At 40.3% G+C, this 23746-nt stretch carries 21 protein-coding genes; 8 read left to right on the top strand and 13 right to left on the bottom strand.

Going from position 1 to position 23746, the window contains the following annotated elements; all coding sequences use genetic code 11:
* Positions 1-41 precede the first annotated feature (41 nt).
* On the bottom strand, positions 42-986 hold the full coding sequence (locus CWB75_RS00105; RefSeq protein ID WP_138569550.1) for a D-2-hydroxyacid dehydrogenase: 945 nt from the start codon (positions 984-986) through the stop codon (positions 42-44).
* A gap of 441 nt (positions 987-1427) precedes the next feature.
* Between CWB75_RS00105 and CWB75_RS00100 the strand changes: the two genes are divergently transcribed.
* Together CWB75_RS00100 and CWB75_RS00095 are read left to right on the top strand one after the other, a co-directional pair.
* Positions 1428-2561: a 1-acyl-sn-glycerol-3-phosphate acyltransferase gene (locus CWB75_RS00100; protein ID WP_138569549.1), complete on the top strand. Its 1134-nt coding sequence runs from the start codon at positions 1428-1430 to the stop codon at positions 2559-2561.
* Positions 2562-2665: 104 nt separating this feature from the next.
* Positions 2666-2911 (top strand): DUF1289 domain-containing protein, encoded by a 246-nt coding sequence (locus tag CWB75_RS00095; RefSeq protein ID WP_010391613.1) that lies wholly within the window; start codon positions 2666-2668, stop codon positions 2909-2911.
* On the opposite strand, the gene CWB75_RS00090 is transcribed toward CWB75_RS00095, so the two are convergent.
* Positions 2908-3606, bottom strand: a complete 699-nt coding sequence (locus CWB75_RS00090) for a transporter substrate-binding domain-containing protein (RefSeq protein ID WP_075169843.1) — start codon at positions 3604-3606, stop codon at positions 2908-2910. The two genes, CWB75_RS00095 and CWB75_RS00090, sit on opposite strands and share 4 nt — an antisense overlap.
* Positions 3607-3827: 221 nt before the next feature.
* Here CWB75_RS00090 and CWB75_RS00085 point away from each other — a divergent pair, with 221 nt between their 5' ends.
* The 3 genes from CWB75_RS00085 to CWB75_RS00075 are packed head-to-tail and all read left to right on the top strand — an operon-like array spanning position 3828 to position 8975.
* A complete protein-coding gene (locus tag CWB75_RS00085; RefSeq protein WP_008113353.1) occupies positions 3828-4031 on the top strand; it encodes a DUF3283 family protein in 204 nt (67 codons plus the stop codon).
* A gap of 12 nt (positions 4032-4043) precedes the next feature.
* The gene (locus CWB75_RS00080; RefSeq protein ID WP_010391610.1) at positions 4044-4451 is read left to right on the top strand and encodes a GNAT family N-acetyltransferase; all 408 of its coding nucleotides are present in this window, start codon (positions 4044-4046) and stop codon (positions 4449-4451) included.
* Between the two features lie 18 nt (positions 4452-4469).
* Positions 4470-8975: an EAL domain-containing protein gene (locus CWB75_RS00075; RefSeq protein WP_138569548.1), complete on the top strand. Its 4506-nt coding sequence runs from the start codon at positions 4470-4472 to the stop codon at positions 8973-8975.
* A 24-nt stretch (positions 8976-8999) separates the two neighbouring features.
* Here the strand turns inward: CWB75_RS00075 and CWB75_RS00070 are convergent, their stop codons facing one another.
* The gene (locus tag CWB75_RS00070; RefSeq protein WP_008113346.1) at positions 9000-9944 is read right to left on the bottom strand and encodes an ion transporter; all 945 of its coding nucleotides are present in this window, start codon (positions 9942-9944) and stop codon (positions 9000-9002) included.
* Positions 9945-9952: 8 nt separating this feature from the next.
* A complete protein-coding gene (locus CWB75_RS00065; protein ID WP_109874123.1) occupies positions 9953-12619 on the bottom strand; it encodes a bifunctional acetate--CoA ligase family protein/GNAT family N-acetyltransferase in 2667 nt (888 codons plus the stop codon).
* Positions 12620-12999: 380 nt separating this feature from the next.
* On the opposite strand from CWB75_RS00065, the gene CWB75_RS00060 reads away from it, so the two are divergent.
* Entirely contained in the window at positions 13000-13716 is a 717-nt protein-coding gene (locus CWB75_RS00060) for an SIMPL domain-containing protein (protein WP_075169840.1), read from the top strand.
* On the opposite strand, the gene CWB75_RS00055 is transcribed toward CWB75_RS00060, so the two are convergent.
* The 8 genes from CWB75_RS00055 to CWB75_RS00020 all read right to left on the bottom strand — a co-directional run bounded on the left by CWB75_RS00055 (position 13708) and on the right by CWB75_RS00020 (position 20738).
* Positions 13708-14367, bottom strand: a complete 660-nt coding sequence (locus CWB75_RS00055; RefSeq protein ID WP_138569547.1) for a hypothetical protein — start codon at positions 14365-14367, stop codon at positions 13708-13710. The two genes, CWB75_RS00060 and CWB75_RS00055, sit on opposite strands and share 9 nt — an antisense overlap.
* A 104-nt stretch (positions 14368-14471) precedes the next feature.
* Positions 14472-16304, bottom strand: a complete 1833-nt coding sequence (locus CWB75_RS00050; RefSeq protein WP_008113341.1) for a DUF885 domain-containing protein — start codon at positions 16302-16304, stop codon at positions 14472-14474.
* Positions 16305-16388: 84 nt separating this feature from the next.
* A complete protein-coding gene (hemW, locus tag CWB75_RS00045; RefSeq protein WP_138569546.1) occupies positions 16389-17525 on the bottom strand; it encodes a radical SAM family heme chaperone HemW in 1137 nt (378 codons plus the stop codon).
* On the bottom strand, positions 17522-18121 hold the full coding sequence (locus tag CWB75_RS00040; protein WP_138569545.1) for an XTP/dITP diphosphatase: 600 nt from the start codon (positions 18119-18121) through the stop codon (positions 17522-17524). The genes hemW and CWB75_RS00040 overlap by 4 nt, the downstream gene beginning before the upstream one ends.
* A gap of 2 nt (positions 18122-18123) precedes the next feature.
* Positions 18124-18567 (bottom strand): DUF4426 domain-containing protein, encoded by a 444-nt coding sequence (locus CWB75_RS00035; protein WP_054201912.1) that lies wholly within the window; start codon positions 18565-18567, stop codon positions 18124-18126.
* A 58-nt stretch (positions 18568-18625) separates the two neighbouring features.
* Positions 18626-19159, bottom strand: a complete 534-nt coding sequence (locus CWB75_RS00030; RefSeq protein ID WP_008113334.1) for a YggT family protein — start codon at positions 19157-19159, stop codon at positions 18626-18628.
* A 26-nt stretch (positions 19160-19185) separates the two neighbouring features.
* Positions 19186-20007, bottom strand: a complete 822-nt coding sequence (gene proC / locus CWB75_RS00025; RefSeq protein WP_010391593.1) for a pyrroline-5-carboxylate reductase — start codon at positions 20005-20007, stop codon at positions 19186-19188.
* A gap of 17 nt (positions 20008-20024) precedes the next feature.
* A complete protein-coding gene (locus CWB75_RS00020) occupies positions 20025-20738 on the bottom strand; it encodes a YggS family pyridoxal phosphate-dependent enzyme (RefSeq protein WP_138569544.1) in 714 nt (237 codons plus the stop codon).
* 2 nt (positions 20739-20740) lie between these two features.
* Here CWB75_RS00020 and CWB75_RS00015 point away from each other — a divergent pair, with 2 nt between their 5' ends.
* On the top strand, positions 20741-21781 hold the full coding sequence (locus CWB75_RS00015; RefSeq protein ID WP_010391590.1) for a type IV pilus twitching motility protein PilT: 1041 nt from the start codon (positions 20741-20743) through the stop codon (positions 21779-21781).
* 9 nt (positions 21782-21790) lie between these two features.
* Positions 21791-22927 (top strand): PilT/PilU family type 4a pilus ATPase, encoded by a 1137-nt coding sequence (locus tag CWB75_RS00010; RefSeq protein ID WP_138569543.1) that lies wholly within the window; start codon positions 21791-21793, stop codon positions 22925-22927.
* Between the two features lie 203 nt (positions 22928-23130).
* On the opposite strand, the gene ruvX is transcribed toward CWB75_RS00010, so the two are convergent.
* Complete coding sequence (gene ruvX, locus CWB75_RS00005; protein ID WP_013465849.1) at positions 23131-23580, bottom strand: Holliday junction resolvase RuvX; 450 nt, start codon at positions 23578-23580, stop codon at positions 23131-23133.
* Positions 23581-23746 lie beyond the last annotated feature (166 nt).

Here is a 23746-nt window from a genome sequence, read left to right as displayed (position 1 = left end):
AGCCACTTTTTAGTAATTTTGACTAAGTTACTTTTATGGCATTAAACCAAGCGGTTACGCGACTCGTGTTGACTAAATGCTGCAATATTTAAACTCACTTCTTTTACTAAGCGCACGATAGATTCAGTGCTCGCCCACGCGATATGTGGGGTAAGTAGTAAATTATCACCCGTATAATTAGCCAGAGGATTAGTAAGCTCAGCGGGCTCTTTGGTCAGCACATCAACGCCGGCACCGGCAATAATATTGGCTTTTAATGCTTCTACTAAGTCTGCTTCATTGATTATCCCGCCGCGTGCGGTATTAATAATTAGCGCAGTCGGTTTCATCATTTTTAATTCATTAAGTGTAATTAAGTCGCGTGTTTCATCATTAAGTGGGCAGTGAACGCTAATAATGTCTGCTGTTTTTATTGCTATTTCAAACGGGGTGCGTCCGTCGCGACACGCTGCGCCTTTGCGCTCTGCAATAATCACCTCAGCGCCAAACGCTTCAGCTACTTTAGATACTGCATTACCCAAAGTACCTCCGCCAATAATAGCCAATGTTTTATCTTGAATGTCATTAAAGCTGTAATCAAGTCGACAAAACATGTCACTTTTTTGCCATGCGCCTTGCTGGCAATCCGCTTGATAGCGGTGAGTATTACCTAATAAGTTAGTGATCAACGAAAAGGTATGCTGAACAACAGAAGGGGTTGAATAACCGGCAACATTGGTAACTGCAATGCCTAAGTCTTTCGCGGCATCTAAATCAACATTATTAGTGCCAGTTGCACTGACACAAATGAGTTTCAACGATTTTAATTGTGTCATAGTGTCACGATTAATCACTACTTTGTTAGTGATTAACACCTCGGCATTTTGGCTATGTGCCAACACTTGCTCTGGGCTAGTTAGCTGATGCACGGTAAGATCTCCAAGTGCTGAGATACCATCAAGTGAGGTGTTTGCCAGTGTGGCGTTATCAAGAATTGTTATGTTCACGATGTGTCCTAATAGTGTATGTGTAAAAAGAATGATAATCCCAGTACGCGAAGTGCTTGTGTTAAAAAGAGTATCATCTATTTGAATATTATTGGGTTTATCAGATTGCGTTTACATTAGCAGTTGTAGAGCTATATTTAAATGTGGTCTGCCCACTGAGGGTTAACTTGCATGTTATTATGGCCAACTGCCTTGCTAAGTTAACTTGAACAAAGTGCAATTAGTAAGGTCTATCCATTTGAATTAATAATTAATAGCTATAGTTTATACACATGAGGCAGTTAGTCTGACAATAATGCTCAGTACTAAACTATAACGCTATGAAAACTCAGTAAATCGAACTTTAGTATTGCTAGTTTCGTACTTTTGCTTGAGTTATAATCAAAATCAGACATAACGGGACGTTTTAGCGTGTCGTTTTTAACTTTGTAGATGCAGTAAATGATTGAATTAGAAGATAAGTACGCAGATATAAGACCTTACAATGACGATGAAGTTGCCGCCTCATTAACGCGATTAATTAACGATAATGCGTTTCTTGATGTGATAGCAAAGTACAATTTGCCACGCTTTATATCCGCAGTTGGGTTTTTAGCACGCGCTATAATAAAACATCAGTTGCGTAAAAAGTGGGGCAAAGTTAAAACAGTTGAAGATGTACAAAACGAAGTGGCGCATTATTTAAATAAATTAGTAAGGCGCACCACATCAAACGTTACTTTTTCAGGTTTAGAGGCATTAGACCCTAATCAAGGCTATCTTTTTGTTTCAAATCATAGAGACATTGTACTTGACCCTGCATTAGTTAATTGGGGCCTTTATCAGCATAAAATGAAAACAGTGAGAATTGCGATTGGTGATAACTTATTGCAAATTCCTTACATTACTGAGCTTATGCGTTTGAATAAAAGCTTTATTGTAAAACGCTCAGCTAAAGCTCCAAAAGAGATGTTAAAAGCGTTGACTCAGTTATCGGCTTATATTTATGACTCGCTTACTAGTGGGCATTCTATTTGGATTGCTCAAAAAGAAGGTCGGGCTAAAGACGGTGTAGATCAAACCGATCCTGCACTGTTAAAAATGCTACAACTAAATGGACGTAAACAAAAGAAAGAGTTTGGTGAGTACATTAAAGAGCTAAAAGTGGTGCCGGTTGCAATATCTTACCAATATGAACCCTGTGCAATAGCGAAGGCAAAAGAGCTCTATCATAAACAACACCATGGTAAATACGTGAAATCGGCGGGTGAAGATATTGCTAGTATTGTTGAAGGCTTTAGTTCAGCCAAAGGGCATGTGCACTTATCGTTTGGCCAGCCTATTCAGTCAGATTGCGATAGTGCAGATGAGCTGGCAAAAACCATTGATAAGCAAATAATTGATTCGTTTTATTTACACCCAGGCAACTATATTGCAGGTGGATGTACTGAGGCGGTTATAAATAAAAATGATGCAGCACAATTTGCAGAGCGTTTAGCAAAAGTGCCAGAAGAATTAAGGCCTTTAGTACTAGCAATGTACGCTAAGCCCTACCATAGAAAAACACAAGTAGATGAACAAAGCTGTGAACATTAATTAACAGTTTAGGCTTAGATAAAAGCAGCAATTAATTTGCTGCTTTTTTTTTAAACAAAAATAGCGCTATACTCAAGCTATACTTTTTTATACTGGAGGGTTTGATGCAACAAATTGAAATATTTGATATTCCTAGCCCTTGTAAAGGTATTTGCTTGGTTAATAATCGGGGTTACTGCAAAGGATGTTATCGCAGTCGTGATGAGCGATTTTCGTGGAATTCGTTGACCAATGCGCAAAAAAAGAAAGTATTGAGCCTATGCCAACAACGCTATAAACGTTATTTACAGCAAAAAAAGAAAGCTGCGCAAGCCGCTTCGCCAGCACAACAGCAAGGCTTTGATTTTTAAAATTGTAGTTTGTACTTTGATCTGAGTTTAGCGACCGTGCCATTGTTGTGTAATTTCTTAAGTGTAGCCTCAAGCTGTTGAGCAATACTCGCATGACTGATATGTAAATAATGATAAAGCGGGTAGGTAGCAACCACTTGTTTTTCATAACAGCCTAAAGCGGGAGGAATGGTTTTATTGGCCATCGCAAAATCAATCAGTAATGCAGCTTCTACTTTTTGCTGGATCAGTAAATTTAATTGAGTGGTATTATTTTTTACCTCAATAACCTTGCCTTGAAAATCAATACTGTCTAAATATCGCTGTTGTACAGGGTAGCTGGCTATAATGGCAACGCTATCCATTGTTTTAGTAGAGCTGGGTTCACAGTGCTTATAAAGCTCAAGATTAAATTTGAATAACGGATAGTTAACCCGAATTAAGTTTTTGTATGCACTTTCAATACTAATATCACGAGCAAGCTGCCCATCTAACATGCCACTGTTTGCTGCAAATAATGCATTTTGACGATTAAAATCGATAATATTTAATTTAAAGCCCATATCTGTATACGCTAATTGTAATAGCTCAATAGTATAATTTGCTTGCTGGGTGTTCTGCGGGCGATTAAATGTATAGCTGTAACTATGGCCAAATGACGAATTACTAAAAATTAAACCTATTAATACAAGCAACCCTTTACAGTATTTAAACACGTCAGCAGTTCCTGTCTATTGGGGCAAATGGATAGGCGAGTATAATAACAAATTGGCTGTCTTTTGCCCAGTTTCTAGTCATAATCTAGCAGAGCCTATCATTAACAATTATTGATACCCTTAGATTATTTAAAGTAGATTCTTTTTATTCATTATAGAGTTAGTTTATTATAAGTTTAAACGTATAATCAGAGTTTTATCAGGCCAGTAAAGGAGGGAATATGAGTTATAACCTGTGTGATTTACCACGAGAGCAAAAATATCAGATTCAGCTAGATTACGAAGCTTCATTTTGGGCATATCAAATTAAGCGTGGCAAGAAAACGCGTGAGCAAGTTTATGATACCCTGCACAGTCGCCCAGTTGCAGAGCAAGGTTTTTTAAAGCAAAAGTTTGAGCAATATTTGGCACTTATGCTTAGTTAGGGTCTGCTTGCTATGATTGTTATTAAACAATTAGAATCAGTGAAAGCGCCTTTAATAAATAAGTTTTATACCTTATATAAAGTCCGCGGTCGCGCCAATAAACAAGACCAATTGTGGGTTGCTTACGATAACCACACTATTATTGCTGCGTGCCGCTTACAGCACAAACCGACTTTTTTATTTTTATCGACAGTTTTTGTGGCTCCTGCATATCGTTCCACTGGTGTGGCAACAAAGCTGCTAAGCACTCTTTTAAGTCAGCAAGCCGACGCTGTTTACACCTTCGCTTACCAACACATTACTGATTTTTATCAGGCACTTGGTTTTAACCAGGTGTTAACATATACTCCTGCATTATTAACGCTATTTGATGCATATAAGCACCGAAATATTATCGCATTGAAATATCAGCAACCCTAAATCAGTAATAGGAAACACATGGGCATCAGTATTAATAGGTTTATCACAGCCATGTTTGTGCTATTTATGCTCATTAGCGTTGCTGCAACAGCGCAAGTAAAACGGCTATCACCAAGCGAAGGGTTATCTCAAAGTTACGTTAATACTATGCTTATCGATAATAATGGCTATTTATGGCTCTCTACCGAAGGAGGGTTAAATCGCTACGACGGCTATCAGGTTATTCCAATTAATGGCCCAAATGGTGAGTTAGAAGAAGCCATTATTGATCGCATATACCAAGATCCAGAAGGGCAAATTTGGATTGCTTCCTTATTAGCAGGGCTTTTTAGGTATGACCCGCAAACAGATACCTATCAGCAGTATTTAAAAAAACCAGTTACAGAAGAGCAAATTCTTCAGCAGTCTGTTTTTACCATGTTAGCCACAGATGATAAATCCTTGTGGGTTGGTCAAGGCAGAGTGTTTGCAAAACTTGATATAGCCAGTGGCTCTATTACTCCTTTATTTAAGCTACCTGAGCAATTTGAAAATGCGTTTGTACGTACCTTGTTTCATTACAATGGCTATATCTTTATTGGCAGTACAGATGGTGCTTATGTATTTAATATTGCAACGCAACAAGTACGCCCCCTAGAGCATTTAAGCGAAACCGATGTACACATCTATCAAAACAATGTGAAGTCATTTGCACTGGGTGATAGTAATCAGTTATTGGTTGGAGCTGTTAAAGGCTTATATGCTGTTGATATTAGTAATATAGAGACATTGTTTAATAATAGTGAGCAGGCATTTACAAGTGAAAAGCTACTGGCTGACTTGAATGTTTGGGATATTGATAATCAGCAAGGGATTGTTGATTTAGCAACCGATAAAGGCCTGCTTAGTTTTAATTTAACTACCAAAATAGTGGTTAAAAATAAACGCATTCAACAAAGTAAATACACGCTTGCCGATACCAGTATTATTGATATGGTAAAAGATAAATCAGGTGGTATGTGGCTTGCGACTAAAACTGATGGTGCTTTTTATTTATCGGGTGACAACTATAAATTTTATAATGTAGAGGGCAGTGCTTTAGGAGGGGATGGATTTTCACATCACTCAGTCTGGGCAATTAAACAATTTCAAGATAAGTTATGGCTAGGTACTCATAACGGTTTAACGGCTGTTGATATAAAAAATAACACCTCAAGGGTGTATTTAAAAGATTATAAAGTTGATTTACTAACCACAGAATTTACCGTTTTCAAAATTATGCCTTATAAAAATAAACTCTGGTTACACTCAAACCGAGGACTGTTTATTTTTGACCCGCAAACCCAGCAGCTTACCCAACCTAAAACTGCCAGCCCCAAAAACCAAATATTTATAAACGATTGGATGCATGGTATTACCTTGCTAGAAAATGGTGATTTATATTTTGTTCACCCTGATCATGGCATGTTTAAATATAATGTTGATAGCCAGGTGCTAACTCCATTAAAGGGCGAGTTTTCTCAATTTGACCCGTTTTTAGCCTATGGCTTTTTACCGCCATTACCCTCAAAGCCGCAGAGGCCGTTATTTTTTAGCGGTGGAGTGTTATACCAATTTAACCCGGATGAGCGCAGTTTAAACACCCTTTATAAAGTACCTAAACACCATGACAATGTTGCAGTGAGCATTCTTTCGTATGTTGAAGATAGGCAAGGGATTCTGTGGCTTTCTTTATCTAACTTTGGTTTGATTGGAATTGATGCCAATAGCTATGAATTAGTACATACCATTGATTTAGATAAAAATAAATTAGGCACACTATTATACGATATGGTGCTTGATGAAGAGGGAATGATTTGGATGAGTAGTCATAAAGGAATATGGAGATTAAACCCGAGCACCATCCATTTTCAGCAATTTACTACATCAGATGGAGTGCTTTCTGCTGAATTTAATAGTGGTGCTATGGCCAAATTAAATGACGGACGAATTGCCTATGGTAGCCTTAAAGGCTTTACTTACTTTGACCCTAAAGAGAATAAAAATAGCCAAGGTTTGTTAGATCACGTCAACATAACTCGCATTAACTTAATGTCTCGAGACTTGTCGCTTAACTTACAACAGCCATTAAAAAATATTACTTTAAATCATGATGATATAGGGCTTGAAATTGCATTTTCAGCGATGTCATTTAGCTTTCAAGAACGTATTATTTACGAATATCAGCTCGACAAAGGTAAAAAAAGTTATACCCGTAATAATCGCGTGGTGTTTCCTAAATTAAACCCCGGTAGCTATCAGTTAAAAGTCTGGGCAAAGGATCCGTTGACGGGTGACTATACCCCGCCAGCGACGTTAAATATTAAAGTGAAATACCCATTATGGCGCGCCCCTTACTTTTTAGCACTTTATGCTATTTTGTTATTCACAATAGTGACAGCTTGGGTAATGAGACGTAATAAAATACAGCGTATTTTATTAGCCGCACACAAAGAAAGCCAAGATAGCGAGGCACGTTTAAAGCTGGCGCTAGAGGGAAGTGAGTCGGGTGTTTGGGATTGGCAAGCGAGTCAGTTAAATATTTATCAGCCTAGATTGGTCAACGAGTTAGGTTATGAAGACGACTCAGTCAGTTTAGATGACTACTTAGATAAAGTTCATCCACAAGAGCGTGCCATTTTTAGGTTGGAGTGGTTAGAATTTTTATCAACCGACAAAGGATACTTTAACTGTACTTACCGACTACGTCATGCCAAAGGTCATTGGCGCTGGTACAAAGACTTTGGCAAAGTGGTTGAATGGGATGAAACAACACCGCAAAAAGTAGCGGGTACGTATACTAATATGACACGCGAAATGGTGTTTGAAGAACACGCTCGATTATTTACCGCCGCGTTTGAACAAACCCGAGATTGGGTATTTATTTTAGATAAAAACTTTAACATACGTGCTTCAAATAAGTCGCTGCAAACGGCTTTTGCTGTATCGGCAGAGCCTCGTTCAACTCGCTCGCTTAATTTAGGTTTGACTCGCAGTAGCTATTTTGATTATTTACGCATTATGCAAAAGCTTGAAGTAGGCGAGCACTTCTCATGTGAAGACACTGTGGTACTGGCTAATAAAGAGCAGCGTCATGTGCTAGTAAAAATAAGCGCTGTAGCGGATGAAAGTAAAAGGTTGAGTAGCTATGTGGTTATTTTAACGGATATTCATGCGCAAAAGTCAGCTGAGAACGAGCTGCATCTATTAACTAATTACGATTCATTAACGGGCTTGCCAAATAGAACCTTGTTTAATGACCGAGCTGTGCATGCCATAGATCAAGCGCGTCGTCATAACAGCAAAGTCGCTCTATTACATGTAAATATAAAACGCTTTAAATACTTTAATGACTCATTTGGTACAGAAAACGCCGATGAAATCATTAAGCTGGTGGCAAACCGCTTAAAAACAGCATTACGCCCCTGTGATAGCATAGCGCGTTTAGGTGGTGATGAATTTGTTATTTTAGTTGAAGACATTCAGCAAATAGAAGAAGTATTACTTATATGCACCAAGCTTATGGATTGCGTGAGTATAGACATTGCTATGAATAGCCAAAATGTAAATGTGCACCTTAGTATTGGTGTGGCGCTTTTCCCTGATGACGCTGCGCATTACAAGGCGCTGTTAAAAGCATCAAATGTGGCGCTCTATTATGCTAAAGATGGTTTAGAAGGGTGTTACAAGTTCTATAAACAAGAAATGAATCAAAGAGTTGAAAGGGCCCTGCATTTAGAGTCGCAATTGATCAAAGCGTATCACGAGCACGAGTTTTGTAATTATTATCAACCTATAATTAGTACATCTACACAAAAAACTGAGGGCTTTGAGGTATTACTACGTTGGCCTGAGAATCAACTAGCCAGTACTCAAGAGTTTGCAAATGTGGCTGAAAATATTGGTTTAATTACCAAAATTATGCTGCAAACATTTAAAAGAGCACTTGTACAGTTGGTGCGTTGGCGCAAGGTGAATCCCGATTTATATTTATCAATTAATTTATCGGCACTTGATTTTGAGTTTGCTGAGCTTATACCTGAAATTCGCCAAGCACTAAATAATGCAGCGCTGCCGCCCGAGGCTATTGTGTTTGAAATAACAGAGTCTATTTTAATGCGAGACTCAGACTATGCACTTAAAAATATGGATGCACTAAAGCAGCTCGGATGTAAGCTATACATGGATGACTTTGGGACAGGTTATGCTTCATTAACGTATTTAAAACGTTTCCCCATCGATGTATTAAAAATTGATCGGAGCTTTGTGCAAGATATTGGTATTGATTCGGATAATGAAGCGATTATTCAATCCACTCTGACTTTAGCCAGCAGTTTAGGTAAAGAGTGTATTGCTGAGGGGGTTGAAAGCGCACATCAACTGGCCTTCTTAAAAGCTCAAGGTTGCAGCTATTTCCAAGGGTACTTATTTAGTAAAGCTGTTCCTAAAGAGCAAGTACTTGAGCTCATTGAGCGCGATTGGCACCCTGTATTCTCACAAGCTTAAAGCGCCGTTTATTACATTATTTTATTAAGGGCGCTTACCACAATGGCGACAAAACAAGTGTGAGCTGCGTTTATTAAGCTCCGCTTTTATCGCTTTATTAGCCTCTAACTTACTTAATCCAAGTTTGTAGCGAAGATCTTCAAGGTGATGTAATTGCTCGTCGGAGAGTTTACCATCGGTTATTTGCTCATGAGTGGCATCTTCAAATAACTGACGACGTTTACGAACCTGCTCTGAAAAGCTCGATGCTAATAAACCTGTGGGTATAGCCACCATGCCCATGCTTACTAGAGTGATAACACCACCAAACAGCTTACCAATGGGTGTTATTGGCACAACATCACCATAGCCTACAGTCGTAAGTGTTGCCATTGCCCACCACATTGCGGCCGGAATTGAGCCAAACTTGTCTGGTTGAATGTCATGTTCTAATAAATAAATACCGCATGAAGCTAAAATAAGTACTACTGCCATAATAAAAAATGCAGCCAACAATGAACTTGATTCATCAATAAATGCCTGTAATAACAGTTGCATTGCCCGTGAATAACGAGTGAGCTTAAATACTCTTAATAAACGTAGTACGCGTAAAAAACGTAAGTCTAAAGCAAAGAAAAACATTAATAGGCTTGGCAAAATGGCGATTAAATCGATGATAGCCAGTGGTGATAAAATATAGCGGATCCGCTTTTGTGTATTGGAGCAATCCATAGAGGCGTATTTTACTCTATCTACACAGGTCCAAGCACGTATTAGGTATTCAGCACTAAATATGGCAACCGATACCAGCTCTAACATTAAAAATTCGTTGTAGTACTCAGTGGCAATGCTGTGGACTGATTCGAGTACGATGGCCACCACATTTATCATAATAATAGTGATTAGTAGGGCATCTAAAAAGTGACCGGCCCGTTGGTACTTACCTGAAGACTCAAATACTTGGTTGATGGTTTGTCTAAGTTTCTGCATAATAATTATTATAATGTGAGTAACATATTGATACTGCCTTCTTCAAAATCACGACTAATTTTAAATCCGAGTTTACGAGCCAGCTCAATCATGCCAGTGTTTTCAGGTAGGGTGATCCCCTCAACGGTTTTTACCCCTTGGCGCTTACAATGAGAAATTGCTGCATTCATTAAAATACGCCCTAATCCAAGCCCTTGGCAATCAGAACGTACTACAATAGCAAACTCTGCTTGTAAGTTATCTGGGTCCATAATCACTCGAGAAACCCCTAGGGTGTGCTGTTGCTCGTCTTGTGTTTGGGTAACAATAAACGCCATTTCGCGGTCGTAATCAATTTGCGTCATTTTCGCGAGTTGATCGTGGTTAAATTGTGGTAACTCACCAAAAAAGCGTTTATACCTATCTTCTTTAGTTAATGACTGGTCAAACGCTTGATGTGCTTGCTCATCTTCAGGTTTGATTGGTCTGAGCGTTGCTAAGGTATTATTTTTTAAAGTGACTTGTTCAACTAGTTCAATAGGGTAAGGACGAATAGATAAACGTTTTCGATGTGCTTGAGCCTGATACTGATTCAAATTCATGGTGGCATCAAGTACTAAAAACTGGCCATTACTAGCTAGAATAGGATTTAGCTCTAACGAGGTGATATCCGGTTGATCTACGACCAATTGAGAAATTCGAGTTAGTAGTGAACACAAGCGATATTTATCTACTTTTTCTGGCAGAACACGATCTTTAAGTACTCCTTTATCATGGGCGGCGGCAATTAAATATTTAGCTAGGTTCATATTCAGTGGTGGCAAAGCGACTGCGGCTTGTGCATATTCAAGCCCTGTACCGGCTTCACCTAATAAAATAACCGGCCCAAAATTAGGCTCTGTTTTAATGGCTATACGCAGCTCGTTAGCTCCCGCTCGAGGTGCCATTTTTTGTAATGAAAAACCATCAATTATGGCATCAGGGTAGGTGTTCTTTATTCTTAACAGCATGGCAAATGCGGTTTGCTCTACCTCTTGCGCATCATTGAGGTTTAGTACGACACCGCCGACTTCAGACTTAGAGGGAATACTGGGGCTAATCAATTTCAATGCCACTGGAAAGCCCAGCTCTATTGCTTGCTCTTTGGCTTCGGTTGGAGTGTAGGCAACTTCAGTTTGAATACAATCAATGCCGTAACTACTTAAAATATGACTTGCTTGATGGGTTGATAAGTAATGTTGTTCATCATTTAAAAACTCTTTTATAGTCGCTTTCGCTGCTGCTTTATTAATAGTTGCATCGTCAGTATTTGATTCTGGCGTTTGAGTTAAATGCTTTTGATTACGACGGTAGCTTACTAAGTGCATAAAGGCGCCTACCGCCCCTTCTGGGGTACGATAGGTAGGGATGGCGTTATTAGCGCAGATGCGTCTTGCAGCAAAAGCAGCATCTTCTCCCATAAAATTAGTAATTACATACGGGCGTGCCATTTTCGGTAATTTATTTAGTGCCTCAACAATAACCTGAGCGTAATTTTCACTTGGGGCCAAAGCTGATGGAGTGTGGATGATCAGTAAGTTTTTAACTTCTTTAGCATTTAGTAATATTTCTAACGCATGCTTATAACGCACTGGCGCAGAATCGCCAAAAATATCGACCGGATTGGCAGCGGTGTCTGAATGCGGGATCACTTTATTAAGTGCTTCGCGAGTTTCATCACTGAGCTGAGCAAGTTTTCCTGAGCTTTGAATGAGTTCATCAACAGCCATCACTCCAGGGCCGCCACCATTGGTTAATATGGTAAGTTGCTCTACTTGCAGTAACTTAGGATGCATAGCCAAGGTTTGGGTGGCGGCAAAGAGCTCACGTAAGTCGTTTACTCTTAGCATACCCGCGCGTTGAAACATGGCATCATATACCGCATCTGAGCTTTGCTTTCCGCCGGTGTGTATTTCAGCGGCGAGAGCCCCTGCGCTGGTTCTGCCAGTTTTAATAGCAATAACAGGTTTAGAAAATGCGGCTGCTCGAGCGGCAGAAATAAAGCTGCGGATATCATCAATATTATCGATGTACAGTAAGATGGCTTTTGTTTTAGCATCACGGCCTAAAAAGTCGAGTATTTCGTCAAACTCAATATCTAAACAATCCCCCATAGATACAAAGTATGAAAAGCCAATTTCTTTATTTTTTGCCCAATCAAGAATAGTTGAGCAAACTGCTGCAGATTGCGATACAAAAGCCAGTTTACCTGGCGTGGCAACAGTATGAGAAAAGCTTGCATTTAAGCCTATATGCGGAATAAGTAACCCTAAACAATTTGAGCCAAGCAGGGTGACTTTATGCTTAGCTGCGCTCTCTTTGAGTGCCTTTTTTTGAACTGTGGTTAAGCCATCCGCAATAATAATGGCACTATGACAGCCAAGCGTACCTAGCTGCTCAATAATTTTCATTAAGGTGTTTTTATTGGTACAGATAACGGCTAAATCAGGCACTTTAGGTAAGGCTTCAATACTGGGGTAAGCCAATACGCCGTGTACCGCTGTATGATTTGGGGTAACGGGCATAATAGGCCCCTTAAAGCCACCTTGCAGTAAGTTACGCATTACCACATTACCCGCGCGAGTGGCGGTGTTTGATGCCCCAATAACAGCGACAGAGCTTGGGTTAAAAAACTGGTTAATACGTTTTAGACTCATTGCGTTTCCTTGGCTGATTAAGTTTTGCGTTCTGTACTGTCTCAATGTAACCTGTTTATTGTGTTTTTTCGAGCGTGAACATGCTTATTATTGATATTAGGGTCTGTTGACCTTTCAAGGTTAAACTTGCAGCAGTCTGTTTGGTATTTAGGCAAGGCAGAGCCTATGTGGTGTGGTTATTCCCCATAAATAGGCGATAACGCAGCATAAATGCCAAACAGGCGCTGCCCGAAGGGTTCTGCCTAGGGGCGATTTACTCTTTGTTGCTCGGTTTTTACTTAGCCCACTAGGTTACAAACCTCGCGCCGCGATTAAATCGCCCCTAGTTTGAACAAGTTTTAATCCGCAAAGGTCAACAGACCCTAATCAAGGAGAGTGAAGTGAATAAAATATCGAATGTAACCGTTGTTATGGCAGCAGTTTGTTTAAGCATCGGCTTAATTGCATTGGGCTTTATCATCAAAGGAGCCGCACTTGATATTAAAGGCATGGAGCGCACTGTTCAGGTAAAAGGTTTAGCAGAGCGTGAAGTGGTCGCTGATACTGTTATTTGGCCGCTGCAGTTTAATGACGCCGATAACAACCTTGAAAAGCTTGTTGAGCGAGTTGAGCAAAAAAACGATGCCGTAATTGCCTTTTTAAAGCTACATGGCTTTGACGATGAGGAAATATCGACAGGCACTCAATCTATTATTGATAAGCAAGCGCGTGAATACGCGAACGACAATCAAAAGTTTAGATACGTTATTAGCTCAAATATTATTGTTTACTCTAATGCCCCTGATAAAGTTAAAAACGCACTGAGTAAAGTGAGTCAGTTAGCTAAACAAAATATAGCCATAGTGCAAGATAACTATCAAACTCGTATTGAATATATTTTTACTGGGCTTAACGATATAAAGCCAGCCATGGTGCAAGAAGCCACAGAAAAAGCTCGTGAAGTAGCAAATAAATTTGCGAAAGATTCAAACTCCCTTTTAGGTAAAATTAAAACCGCACGCCAAGGGCAGTTTAGTATTAGCGATCGGGATTCAAACACACCGCAAATTAAAAATGTACGCGTGGTTACTAGCGTAGAATATTACTTATCAGATTAGTGCCGCTACTTGTTCAGTAGAGCGCTGTAAATATGCGGCGCTTAATAGCAAGGTAATTTCGCTTGGAGGGTCGTTTTTTAATGCCTCAAGCAATTGTAATTTTGCTCTAGGATTTTGTTTTTGTTCTATTTCCATTAATGCCAGTAAGGCTGAGAATTCATGCTTTACCGGAATGTTAGGCTTATGTGCATAAACGATATAGCTGGCCACAGGAGTGAGCCCGTACTGATTGATTTGCGCCAATGCATGCAGTAACTCTTCATTAGATTCAAATAACATTAACGAGCGAACATAGTTAAAAGGCAATTGACTCGGCGCTGCGTGCTTGAACACATTATGTAACACGTTATTGCCATGGCTATCTGTACTAATAAAGCCTTTATTTAATTTAAGCGCAGGAGTAAAAAAGCTCAGTGCATCTAAACTGGTTAGCTGTTCAATAAACGGCGCTGGTGGCGTATTGCTCGCTAAAATTCGCACGGCAATGTTTTGCATAAAATCGTATTTAATACTCATGCGTAACGCGCTTTCAAACAGGTAATTAAGCTGCATCACTTTTTGAGCGTCAGTAAGCTTTTTAAAGTCGTTATCAAGCTCATCAAACTGTTGTTGTTTAATACGCGCATTTAGTAGCTGTATGCTTAGATCCATTCTGTTCTCCTTGAATACCTACTTTATCCTAGCTTAATTTTTTGCTTTATAAAACAAAAGGCCGCAATTGCGACCTTTTATATGTTTAAGTAGTTACTTGATAATTAAGCTTGTTTGCTAGCAACCCACTCATCAACAAAGTTTTCTAGAACGTTCAATGGTACAGGGCCATTCTTAAGCACTACGTCGTGGAACTGACGAATATCAAACTTGTCGCCAAGCTGCTTTTTAGCCGCTTCACGTAGTTCTAAAATTTTCAGCATACCCACTTTGTAAGCCGTTGCTTGTGATGGCATTACAATATGACGCTCAACCATTTTCACACCGTCAGAAGTGGCGTTAGGAGTGTTGTTAACGTAGTAATCAATACCTTCTTGGCGAGTCCACTTCATTGCGTGAATACCGGTATCAACCACTAGACGACAGGCACGCCATAACTCCATAGCTAAACGACCAAAATCTGAATACGGGTCTTCGTAAAGGCCCATTTCTTTTGGTAGTAACTCTGAGTATAAACCCCAACCTTCAATGTAGGCTGTGTAACCACCAAACTTACGGAACTTAGGCACGCCTTCCAGCTCTTGTGAAATAGCAATTTGCATGTGATGACCCGGAATACCCTCATGGTAAGCGAGAGCTTCCATTTGGTAAGTTGGCATTGCTTCCATGTCATAGAGGTTGGCGTAGTAAATACCTGGGCGAGAACCATCTGGCGCAGGTTGTTGATAAAACGCTTTACCTGCCGCTTTTTCACGGAAAGCTTCAACACGTTTTACTATCATGTCGGCTTTTGGTTTTACAATAAACAGCTCATCTAAGCGTGTTTTCATGTTATCAATTAAGCCTTTAGCTTCACTTAGGTACTGCGCTTTACCCGCTTCAGTATTAGCAAGGTAAAATTGTTTGTCGGTTTTCATAAACTGCATAAAAGCGTTTAAGTCGCCCTCAAAGCCAACTTTATCTTTAATGGCACGCATTTCATCATGAATACGTGACACTTCGGCAAGGCCAATGGCATGAATTTCTTTTGCTGTAAGGTCTGTCGTGGTAGTGCGTTTAAGCGCGTTATTGTAAAACGCTTCGCCATCAGGGAATTTCCAAGCACCGTCACGGTCATCAGCACGCTTTTCTAGCTGTGCAATGTAGTTAATTAACTTAGAGTAAGCAGGTTTAACTGCTGTTTTTAATGCATCAGTCGCTTTACTAATAAGTGCATCTTTTTCAGCTTGGTCGATTTCTAATGCATTTACTTTACGTTTAAAGTCAGCTAATAGCGTAGAATCTTCACCTTGTTCAAACGGTGCACCTTTAATAATGTTTTTGCTTGAATCAATCACATGTGGAAATACAAATTTAGGCGCGATGATGTTTTTATCGGCGCGAATTTCTAAGCCGGTAATAAGTTGATCGAATACACCCGGTACCCCATTTAAACGAGCAATATAATCGTTTGCTTCTTTTACGTTGCTAATTTGATGCTGGTTAATTAAAAAAGCCGGCACCATAGAGTGCGTACCAAACATTTGGTTTACTGGGTAGTTATGGTAACGCCATTTAAAATCAGCAATACTGGCTTCTAAATCTTGCTTTTTTAAATCATAACTTACTTGAGTAGCTGCATCTAATTGCGCACGGTCAATGCTGTTGAGGGTGACCAAATCGGCTTTAGTTTGTGCCAAGTCTTTAAGCGCTTTTTCTTCGCTGTTGTCATCCCATTTATCGTAATCTTTTTTGATGCCCATGTAGGTTTGATAAACTGGGCTGCTCATTACATCACGATTAAAAGTGTCTTCAAAAAAAGCATTCGCTTTATCAATTTCACTTTGTACAGGTTGAGCTTGAACCGCAGGTGCAGGCGTTGATTGTTGTGTTGCTTGTTGGCAACCTGCAAGCAGTGCCACGCTTACCGTGGCAGCAATTAGAGTAAGTTTACGCATTCGTTTCCCTTTTGTTGTTAGAAACCCATTAGGGTATTTTAATTTTTCATGTATTTACTTTACATGCGCATAACGCCAAAAGCGTTATACGAACAATTCTAGCAGGTCATTTAAAAAGCGATGGCCTTTAAGGCTTACTTGCCAATGGCCGTCTTTTTCTATTAATAAACCTGTGTTAACGGCTTTATTCAAAGCCGCTTGTTGGCTTTGTAATGGCTGATTAGTCAGTGCACTGTAGTCTTCAATCGGGCATGGCTCTGTTAAACGAAAGCGATTCATAAAAAATTCAAACGCTAAGTCGTCTTGTTCTACTTGCCAGCTTTTGTACAAGTAGGGCTTAATAATGTCCATGTAGCCCCGTGGGTGTTTAACCTTTTCAGTGCGTGTTATCACCCCTGTTTTCGCATCAGTAACCTTACCATGGGCGCCACAGCCAATACCAAAATAATCGCCAAACCGCCAATAATTCAAGTTATGTTGGCATTGAAAGCCCGGTTTTGCATATCCTGATATTTCGTATTGCTGATAGCCTGCTTGTGCTAATAATGCTTGGCCTTGTTCTTGAATATCCCATAAGGTTTCATCTTGTGGCAACGTGGGCGGTTTTGAAGCAAATTGCGTATTAGGCTCAATGGTGAGCTGATACCAAGAAATATGTGGTGGGCTCAGGGCAATGATTTGTTTTAAATCACAGAGTGCGTCATCGAGGGATTGCCCTGGTAAGCCATGCATTAAATCAAGGTTAAAGCTATTCAACCCTGCTTCAGTAGCTTGTTGTGCCGCATAACAGGCTTCATCGGCACCATGAATTCGGCCTAAGGCTTTTAACTTATCATTTTGCATGCTTTGCACGCCAATAGAGATACGGTTAATCCCTGCTTTTACATAATCTTTAAAACGGCCAGTTTCGACTGTGCCCGGGTTTGCTTCAAGGGTTATTTCACAGTTATCGCTTAAACCAATTAGGTTATCGATTTCATTGAGTAAACGGGTATATGCTGCGCCGGTTAATAGGCTTGGCGTGCCGCCGCCAATAAAAATACTGTGAATTTTTCGCCCTTGTACTAAGTGTAAATCAGCTTTTAAATCGTCAATTAAGTGCTGTACATATTCAGCTTCAGGGATGTCACCTTTTTGCCCGTGGCTATTAAAGTCGCAGTAAGGGCACTTTTGCACGCACCAAGGCACGTGCACATATAAACTCAGTGGAGGAAGGTTCACAGGCCGCCTTTGTGTTGTAACTCTTGTAGTAATTTATTAAGTGCTTGCCCACGGTGACTTAGTGCATTCTTCTGCTCTTTTGTAAGCTCTGCACTGGTACAATTTTCTGATGGTACAAAAAAGATAGGATCGTAACCAAAGCCACCTTTACCGTGTTGGCTAAGGGTAATTTCGCCCTCCCAGCTAGCACTGCAAATAAGTGGAGTAGGGTCGTCGGCATGACGCATTAGTACCAACACACACCAAAAGCGAGCGCTGCGATTAGGGTTGTTGCCTAAATCAGCCAGTAATTTATCGATATTATCTTGATCGCTTGCGCTATTTCCTGCAAAACGAGCAGAGTAAACACCTGGCGCGCCATTCAGGCCATCCACTTCTAAGCCTGAATCATCTGCAATAGCAGGCAGTCCCGTAATTTTAGCCGCATGACGCGCTTTAATTATCGCGTTTTCTACAAACGTGGTGCCTGTTTCGGCTACGTCACTGACATTAAAGTCGCTTTGCGGTACAACATTAATATTAAGTGAGCTGAGCATGTTAGCCAGCTCATTCACTTTTCCGGGGTTACCGGTTGCAAGTACTAAGGTGTTGGTCATATTTAATCTACGTAAAATTTTTGCTTAAACTTTAATGTTTGAAACTGATTACCTTGTTGGATTTCAATTTCAAAACGTAAAATCTCTTCGTTGGTGTAATCTACTTGTGCTAGGTAATAAATTGAATCGCCTTCAACAACTTCTTTAAAGTTAAGGGTTTGCTTGTTACCTAATAAGTTTTTAGCGGTACCTTGTAATGTCGCTTTTTGAGCGGCTTTATCAGCATCATTTTTTAATATTGAAATATTAACAATGCCTTTATAGCCACTACGCTCAAGGTCATAGGCTTTAGCTATTTGCGGTTGAATAAACGTTGATGGAAAGGCTATGTAATGAACTTGCCAAGGGCCTAGCTCTTTGTATTGGGCGCCTTGTTCTTGAGCGCTGTGTGCATTAAATGCTAAAGCGAGACAAGCAATAAAACAAAACTTTATTAAACGTTGCATGGTTAACTCCTGAGTATGTAAAAAAGAGGCGCTAGGCCTCTTTTATATTACGTTGTGCTTACGCTAAAAGGTCCATTAGCAGCATTTGTAAAAACTGAATGCCGATGATCAGTACCAATACCGATAAGTCTAAGCCCCCTAGTGGCGGTAAGATTTTACGGATTGGCTTTAGCATTGGCTCAGTAAGCTGATGGAATACCGCTTCAATTGGGTTATAGCCTTGGCTTACCCAGCTTAAAATAGCGCGGATGATTAACACCCAAAATACTAAATTTAAACCTTCTTTTAAAACAGTTATTAGTGCCTGTATAAGCACAGGTTGAATAGCCCAAGAGCTATAAATAAGCCACATTAATGTACTTATTTTTGCCGCAGCCACTATAAATGCCAGCAACAAAGAGGCTAAATCAAGCCCGCCTAGCCCTGGAATGATTTTTCGCAGCGGGTTAACTGCAAACGAAGTGGCTTTGACCACAAATTGGCTCATCGGGTTGTAAAAGTCGGCTTTTGCCCACTGTAGCCAAAAACGCAGTAGTACCACCATTAAAAATAGATCAAACAAGGTGCTAATTAAAAATTGCATGGCATTCATAGTATAACCTTCAATAAAAAATGGTTTTAAAGTTCTTGTTCCATTTGCACTGCACGCGCAATACACGCATCCATTGCATCACCCACAGTTTGGGTTAAACCTTGCGCTTTTAAATGCTCAACAGCTGCATGCGTGGTACCGCCTTTTGAGGTTACATTGGCGCGCAGTTGCGAAATGCTAATATCTGGTTGGCTAAGTGCCATTTCAGCTGCGCCTAGCGCTGTTTGCTGTACTAAGCGACGCGCGTCTTCATCATTAAAGCCAAGTGCTTTCGCTTTTTCTTCAATCGCTTCCATAAATAAGAAAAAGTAAGCTGGCGATGAGCCTGTCACAGCAATGACATCGTTAATTTGCGATTCTTGCTCTACCCACACTACAATGCCTGTGCATTCAAATACTTGTTGTACAAATTCATGCTCGCTTTGCGTTTCGCCAGCGCCATATAAGCCCGATACACCACGGCCAAGTAATGACGGTGTATTTGGCATACAACGCACCATTTTCACATCTTGGCCAAGCATTTCACGTAAGCGTTTAACGGTTAAGCCTGCAGCGACTGAGATAAATAATTTATCACTAAAGTCGATACCAGAATCTTGAAATGATTGGCATAAATCGCCCATCATTTGTGGTTTAACAGACAGAACAATGACATCTGCATCGCGCATAGCTTCGTTATTGTCACTGGTGGTTTGCACCTTAAAGTCGGATGCTACCTTGGCTAGTTTTTCTTGGTTGCGGTTAGTTGCAATAATATTGTTTGCGTTAAAGCCGTTTTTTACCATGCCACCAATGATGGCGTAGCTCATATTACCTGTGCCTATAAATGCGATTTTTTTATCTGACATATGTCTGTTATCACCTTTTAAGTTCGTGTTCCAAAAATATCTGTGCCGATCCTCACCATGGTTGAACCTGCCGCTATGGCAGCCTCTACATCGTTACTCATCCCCATCGACAACGTATCTATATGAGGATATTGGGTCTGTAGTTTATCAAAGCAAGTTTGTAATTGCTCAAAATATTGAATTTGCGTGTTAGCATCGTTACTTTTTGCAGGAATAGCCATTAGTCCGCGTAATTTTAACTGTGAACACTGACTTATAAATTGCGCTAGTTGGTCAATCTCTTCTATGGTACAGCCTGATTTAGCATCTTCTGCGCTAATATTAACTTGTATCAGTACATTAAGAGCGGGCATTTCCTGTGGACGCTGAGCGTTTAAGCGTTTTGCTATTTTTAGTCTGTCGACGCTTTGTACCCAGTCAAAATTAGCAGCCACCAAAGCGCTTTTATTTGACTGTATAGGGCCAATGAAATGCCAAACAATATCGCTAAATGTGGCTAGTTGCGCTATTTTATCTACAGCTTCTTGAACATAAGATTCACCAAATTGGCGTTGCCCTTGCTCATATGCTGCCATAATATCAGAGACGGGTTTGGTTTTAGATACTGCAAGTAACGTAATGTCGTTACTATTGCGCTGTGCATTTTGCGCTGCCTCTGCAATTCTAGCGTAGGCGGATGTGAGTCGTTCTGCTATTGTAACCATATATTTATCAGTTAGTTGTGGAGTCATAAATGGATATCACCGAATTATTGGCATTTAGTGTGCAACATAAAGCATCAGATTTGCACTTATCATCAGGGGTGTCACCTATGATACGTGTTGATGGCGATGTGCGACGAATTAATATACCAGCACTTGGAGATAAAGAAGTCAGCAGTCTGGTTTATGACATTATGAACGATAACCAGCGTAAGGACTATGAACAAAATCTCGAAGTGGATTTTTCTTTTGAAGTCCCTAATTTAGCACGTTTTCGTGTAAATGCCTTTAACTCTAATCGTGGTCCTGCTGCCGTGTTTCGTACTATCCCGAGTGATGTATTGACACTTGAAGATTTGGGCGCGCCGGAAATATTCAAACAAATTTCAGATAACCCACGAGGCTTAGTATTAGTTACCGGCCCTACAGGCTCAGGTAAGTCGACTACACTCGCAGCCATGGTGGACTATATAAATCAAAATAAACATCATCATGTACTGACCATTGAAGATCCTATCGAATTTGTGCACGATAATAAACTCAGCTTAATTAACCAGCGTGAAGTTCACCGCGATACACATAGTTTTTCTAATGCCTTGCGAAGTGCATTGCGTGAAGACCCTGATGTTATTTTGGTAGGTGAGTTACGAGATCTAGAAACTATTCGCCTTGCTATGACTGCTGCTGAAACTGGTCACTTAGTGTTTGGCACTTTGCATACCACGTCGGCACCTAAAACCATTGACCGTATTATTGATGTATTCCCTGGTGAAGAAAAAGACATGATCCGCTCTATGCTTTCTGAATCATTGCGTGCGGTTATCTCACAAACACTGATCAAGAAGGTCGGTGGAGGGCGAGTGGCTGCACACGAAATCATGTTGGCAACGCCTGCTATTCGTAACTTAATTCGTGAAGATAAAATTGCTCAAATGTACTCATCGATTCAAACCGGTGCGTCGCAGGGCATGCAAACCATGGATCAATGTTTAACAAACCTTGTTAACAGAGGCATTATCACTCACTCTGCGGCGTATACAAAAGCACAAGATAAGACGCAGTTTAGCGCTTAAGGAATTATTATGACTTTATCTCTAAATCACTTTTTACAAATAATGATCGACAAAAAAGGCTCTGATCTATTTGTATCAAGCCAGCTGCCTATTAGCGCTAAAATTAATGGCGAGCTGATACCTCTTAATGATGACAAACTAACCGATGAGCAAGCGCTGGAATTAGTTGAATCAGCGATGAGTGAAAAGCAAAAGGCAGAGTTTCATAGCACCAAAGAGTGTAACTTTGCAATTGCAACCAGCGAAGGGCGCTTTCGTATTTCGGCTTTTTGGCAACGCGACAGAGCGGGGATGGTTATTCGCCGGATTGTGACCCAAATACCTGATGTAAAAGAGCTGGGATTGCCTTCAGTACTTACGGATGTGATTATGTCAAAGCGCGGACTGGTATTATTTGTTGGTGGTACGGGAACCGGTAAATCAACGTCTTTGGCGGCGCTTATTGGTTATAGAAATCGCAATCAACGAGGGCATATTTTAACTATAGAAGATCCAATTGAGTTTGTGCATGAACATAAAAAAAGCATCATTACTCAACGTGAAGTGGGCTTAGATACTGAAAGTTTTGAGTCAGCACTAAAAAGCTCTTTACGCCAAGCGCCTGATGTTATTTTAATTGGTGAAATTCGATCGCAAGAAACTATGGAGTATGCGTTAAGCTTTGCAGAAACAGGTCATTTATGTGTTGCCACCTTACATGCTAACAATGCTAACCAAGCTATTGATCGTATTATGCACTTAGTGCCAAAAGAGAAGCACGATAAGCTTAAATATGATTTAGCATTAAACTTACGGGCTATTATTGCCCAGCAGCTTATCCCTACCTCTGATGGTGAGGGACGTGCTGCTGCTATAGAGGTGTTATTGAATACGCCAATGGTGAGTGAGCTGATTAAAAACGGTAATATTGGTGCTATTAAAGAAACTATGGCCAAATCAACAGAAATGGGCATGCAGACCTTTGACCAAGCGCTGTTTGAGCTTTACAGACAGCAACGGATTAACTATGCCGATGCACTTCATCATGCAGACTCGCCAAATGATTTACGTTTAATGATAAAACTGCGTAATAACGAGCAGCAAGGGGCAGGCTTTTTACAAGGTGTAACCATTGATGGTCTTGATGATAAAGGTAATATTACTTAAGGACAATTAACTCGTTGCTGCCTACATGGATGTAAGCCAGTAGAATAACGTAGGAGCAATTATCGAACCCACTAGGTTACAAACCTCGCGCCGCGATTGAATTGTCCCTAGTTTGAACGAATATTAATCCGCAAAGACTAACAGACCCTAGTCAAAATCCACACATAAAAAAAGCGCCCTAGGCGCTTTTTTGTTAAATCAATTTATTCGCCATAACTGGCTTCAAAAAAGCTCTCTAGGATGATCACCGCAGACATATTATCTACGTTGCCTTTACCTAAGTTTTTATAACCACCACGTTCAAACAACCGTGCTTTAGCATCAGCGGTAGTTAAGCGCTCATCTTGGGTATGAACCGCTATACCGTAATGATTATGCAAACGATTGGCGAACTTTTTGGCTTTAAAGGTAACCTCTTGTGAGGTGCCATCCATATTAAGCGGTAAGCCAACCACCATTAAGTCAGGTTGCCACTCTTTTACCTGTACAGCAATGTCATCCCAATTAGGGATGCCATCTTGAGCTTTCACCGCCTTTAGGCTGGTGGCGCTGCCTGTCAATTCTTGACCAATTGCAATACCAATGCTCTTAGTACCAAAATCAAATCCCATTACGGTGCGCTCACCTTGCGGTTTTACTGTTTTTTTAGTCATGTTTGTCTTTTATGTTATTAGGGTCTGTTAACCTTTCAAGATTGAATTTGCAGCAGTCTGTTTGGTATTTAGGCAAGGCAGAGCCTTTGTGGTGTGGTTATTCCCCATAAATAGGCGATAACGCAGCATCAATGCCAAACAGGCGCTGCCCGAAGGGTTCTGCCTA

It is taken from the genome of Pseudoalteromonas sp. S1608, from assembly GCF_005887265.1.
Lineage (GTDB): Bacteria > Pseudomonadota > Gammaproteobacteria > Enterobacterales > Alteromonadaceae > Pseudoalteromonas > Pseudoalteromonas undina.
Note: the sequence above shows the minus strand (reverse complement) of the source record. Positions and strands in the feature narration are given on the sequence as shown.

What these genes read in the sequence shown, in the direction of transcription:
- proC (WP_010391593.1), bottom strand. Translation starts at nt 20,007, where the DNA reads ATGTCAGATAAAAAAATCGCATTTATAGGCACAGGTAATATGAGCTAC.
- CWB75_RS00010 (WP_138569543.1), top strand. Translation starts at nt 21,791, where the DNA reads ATGACTTTATCTCTAAATCACTTTTTACAAATAATGATCGACAAAAAA.
- CWB75_RS00030 (WP_008113334.1), bottom strand. Translation starts at nt 19,159, where the DNA reads ATGAATGCCATGCAATTTTTAATTAGCACCTTGTTTGATCTATTTTTA.
- CWB75_RS00055 (WP_138569547.1), bottom strand. Translation starts at nt 14,367, where the DNA reads ATGGATCTAAGCATACAGCTACTAAATGCGCGTATTAAACAACAACAG.
- CWB75_RS00075 (WP_138569548.1), top strand. Translation starts at nt 4,470, where the DNA reads ATGGGCATCAGTATTAATAGGTTTATCACAGCCATGTTTGTGCTATTT.
- CWB75_RS00040 (WP_138569545.1), bottom strand. Translation starts at nt 18,121, where the DNA reads ATGACCAACACCTTAGTACTTGCAACCGGTAACCCCGGAAAAGTGAAT.
- CWB75_RS00070 (WP_008113346.1), bottom strand. Translation starts at nt 9,944, where the DNA reads ATGCAGAAACTTAGACAAACCATCAACCAAGTATTTGAGTCTTCAGGT.
- ruvX (WP_013465849.1), bottom strand. Translation starts at nt 23,580, where the DNA reads ATGACTAAAAAAACAGTAAAACCGCAAGGTGAGCGCACCGTAATGGGA.
- CWB75_RS00085 (WP_008113353.1), top strand. Translation starts at nt 3,828, where the DNA reads ATGAGTTATAACCTGTGTGATTTACCACGAGAGCAAAAATATCAGATT.
- CWB75_RS00020 (WP_138569544.1), bottom strand. Translation starts at nt 20,738, where the DNA reads ATGACTCCACAACTAACTGATAAATATATGGTTACAATAGCAGAACGA.
- CWB75_RS00035 (WP_054201912.1), bottom strand. Translation starts at nt 18,567, where the DNA reads ATGCAACGTTTAATAAAGTTTTGTTTTATTGCTTGTCTCGCTTTAGCA.
- CWB75_RS00100 (WP_138569549.1), top strand. Translation starts at nt 1,428, where the DNA reads ATGATTGAATTAGAAGATAAGTACGCAGATATAAGACCTTACAATGAC.
- CWB75_RS00050 (WP_008113341.1), bottom strand. Translation starts at nt 16,304, where the DNA reads ATGCGTAAACTTACTCTAATTGCTGCCACGGTAAGCGTGGCACTGCTT.
- CWB75_RS00065 (WP_109874123.1), bottom strand. Translation starts at nt 12,619, where the DNA reads ATGAGTCTAAAACGTATTAACCAGTTTTTTAACCCAAGCTCTGTCGCT.
- CWB75_RS00080 (WP_010391610.1), top strand. Translation starts at nt 4,044, where the DNA reads ATGATTGTTATTAAACAATTAGAATCAGTGAAAGCGCCTTTAATAAAT.
- CWB75_RS00095 (WP_010391613.1), top strand. Translation starts at nt 2,666, where the DNA reads ATGCAACAAATTGAAATATTTGATATTCCTAGCCCTTGTAAAGGTATT.
- CWB75_RS00015 (WP_010391590.1), top strand. Translation starts at nt 20,741, where the DNA reads ATGGATATCACCGAATTATTGGCATTTAGTGTGCAACATAAAGCATCA.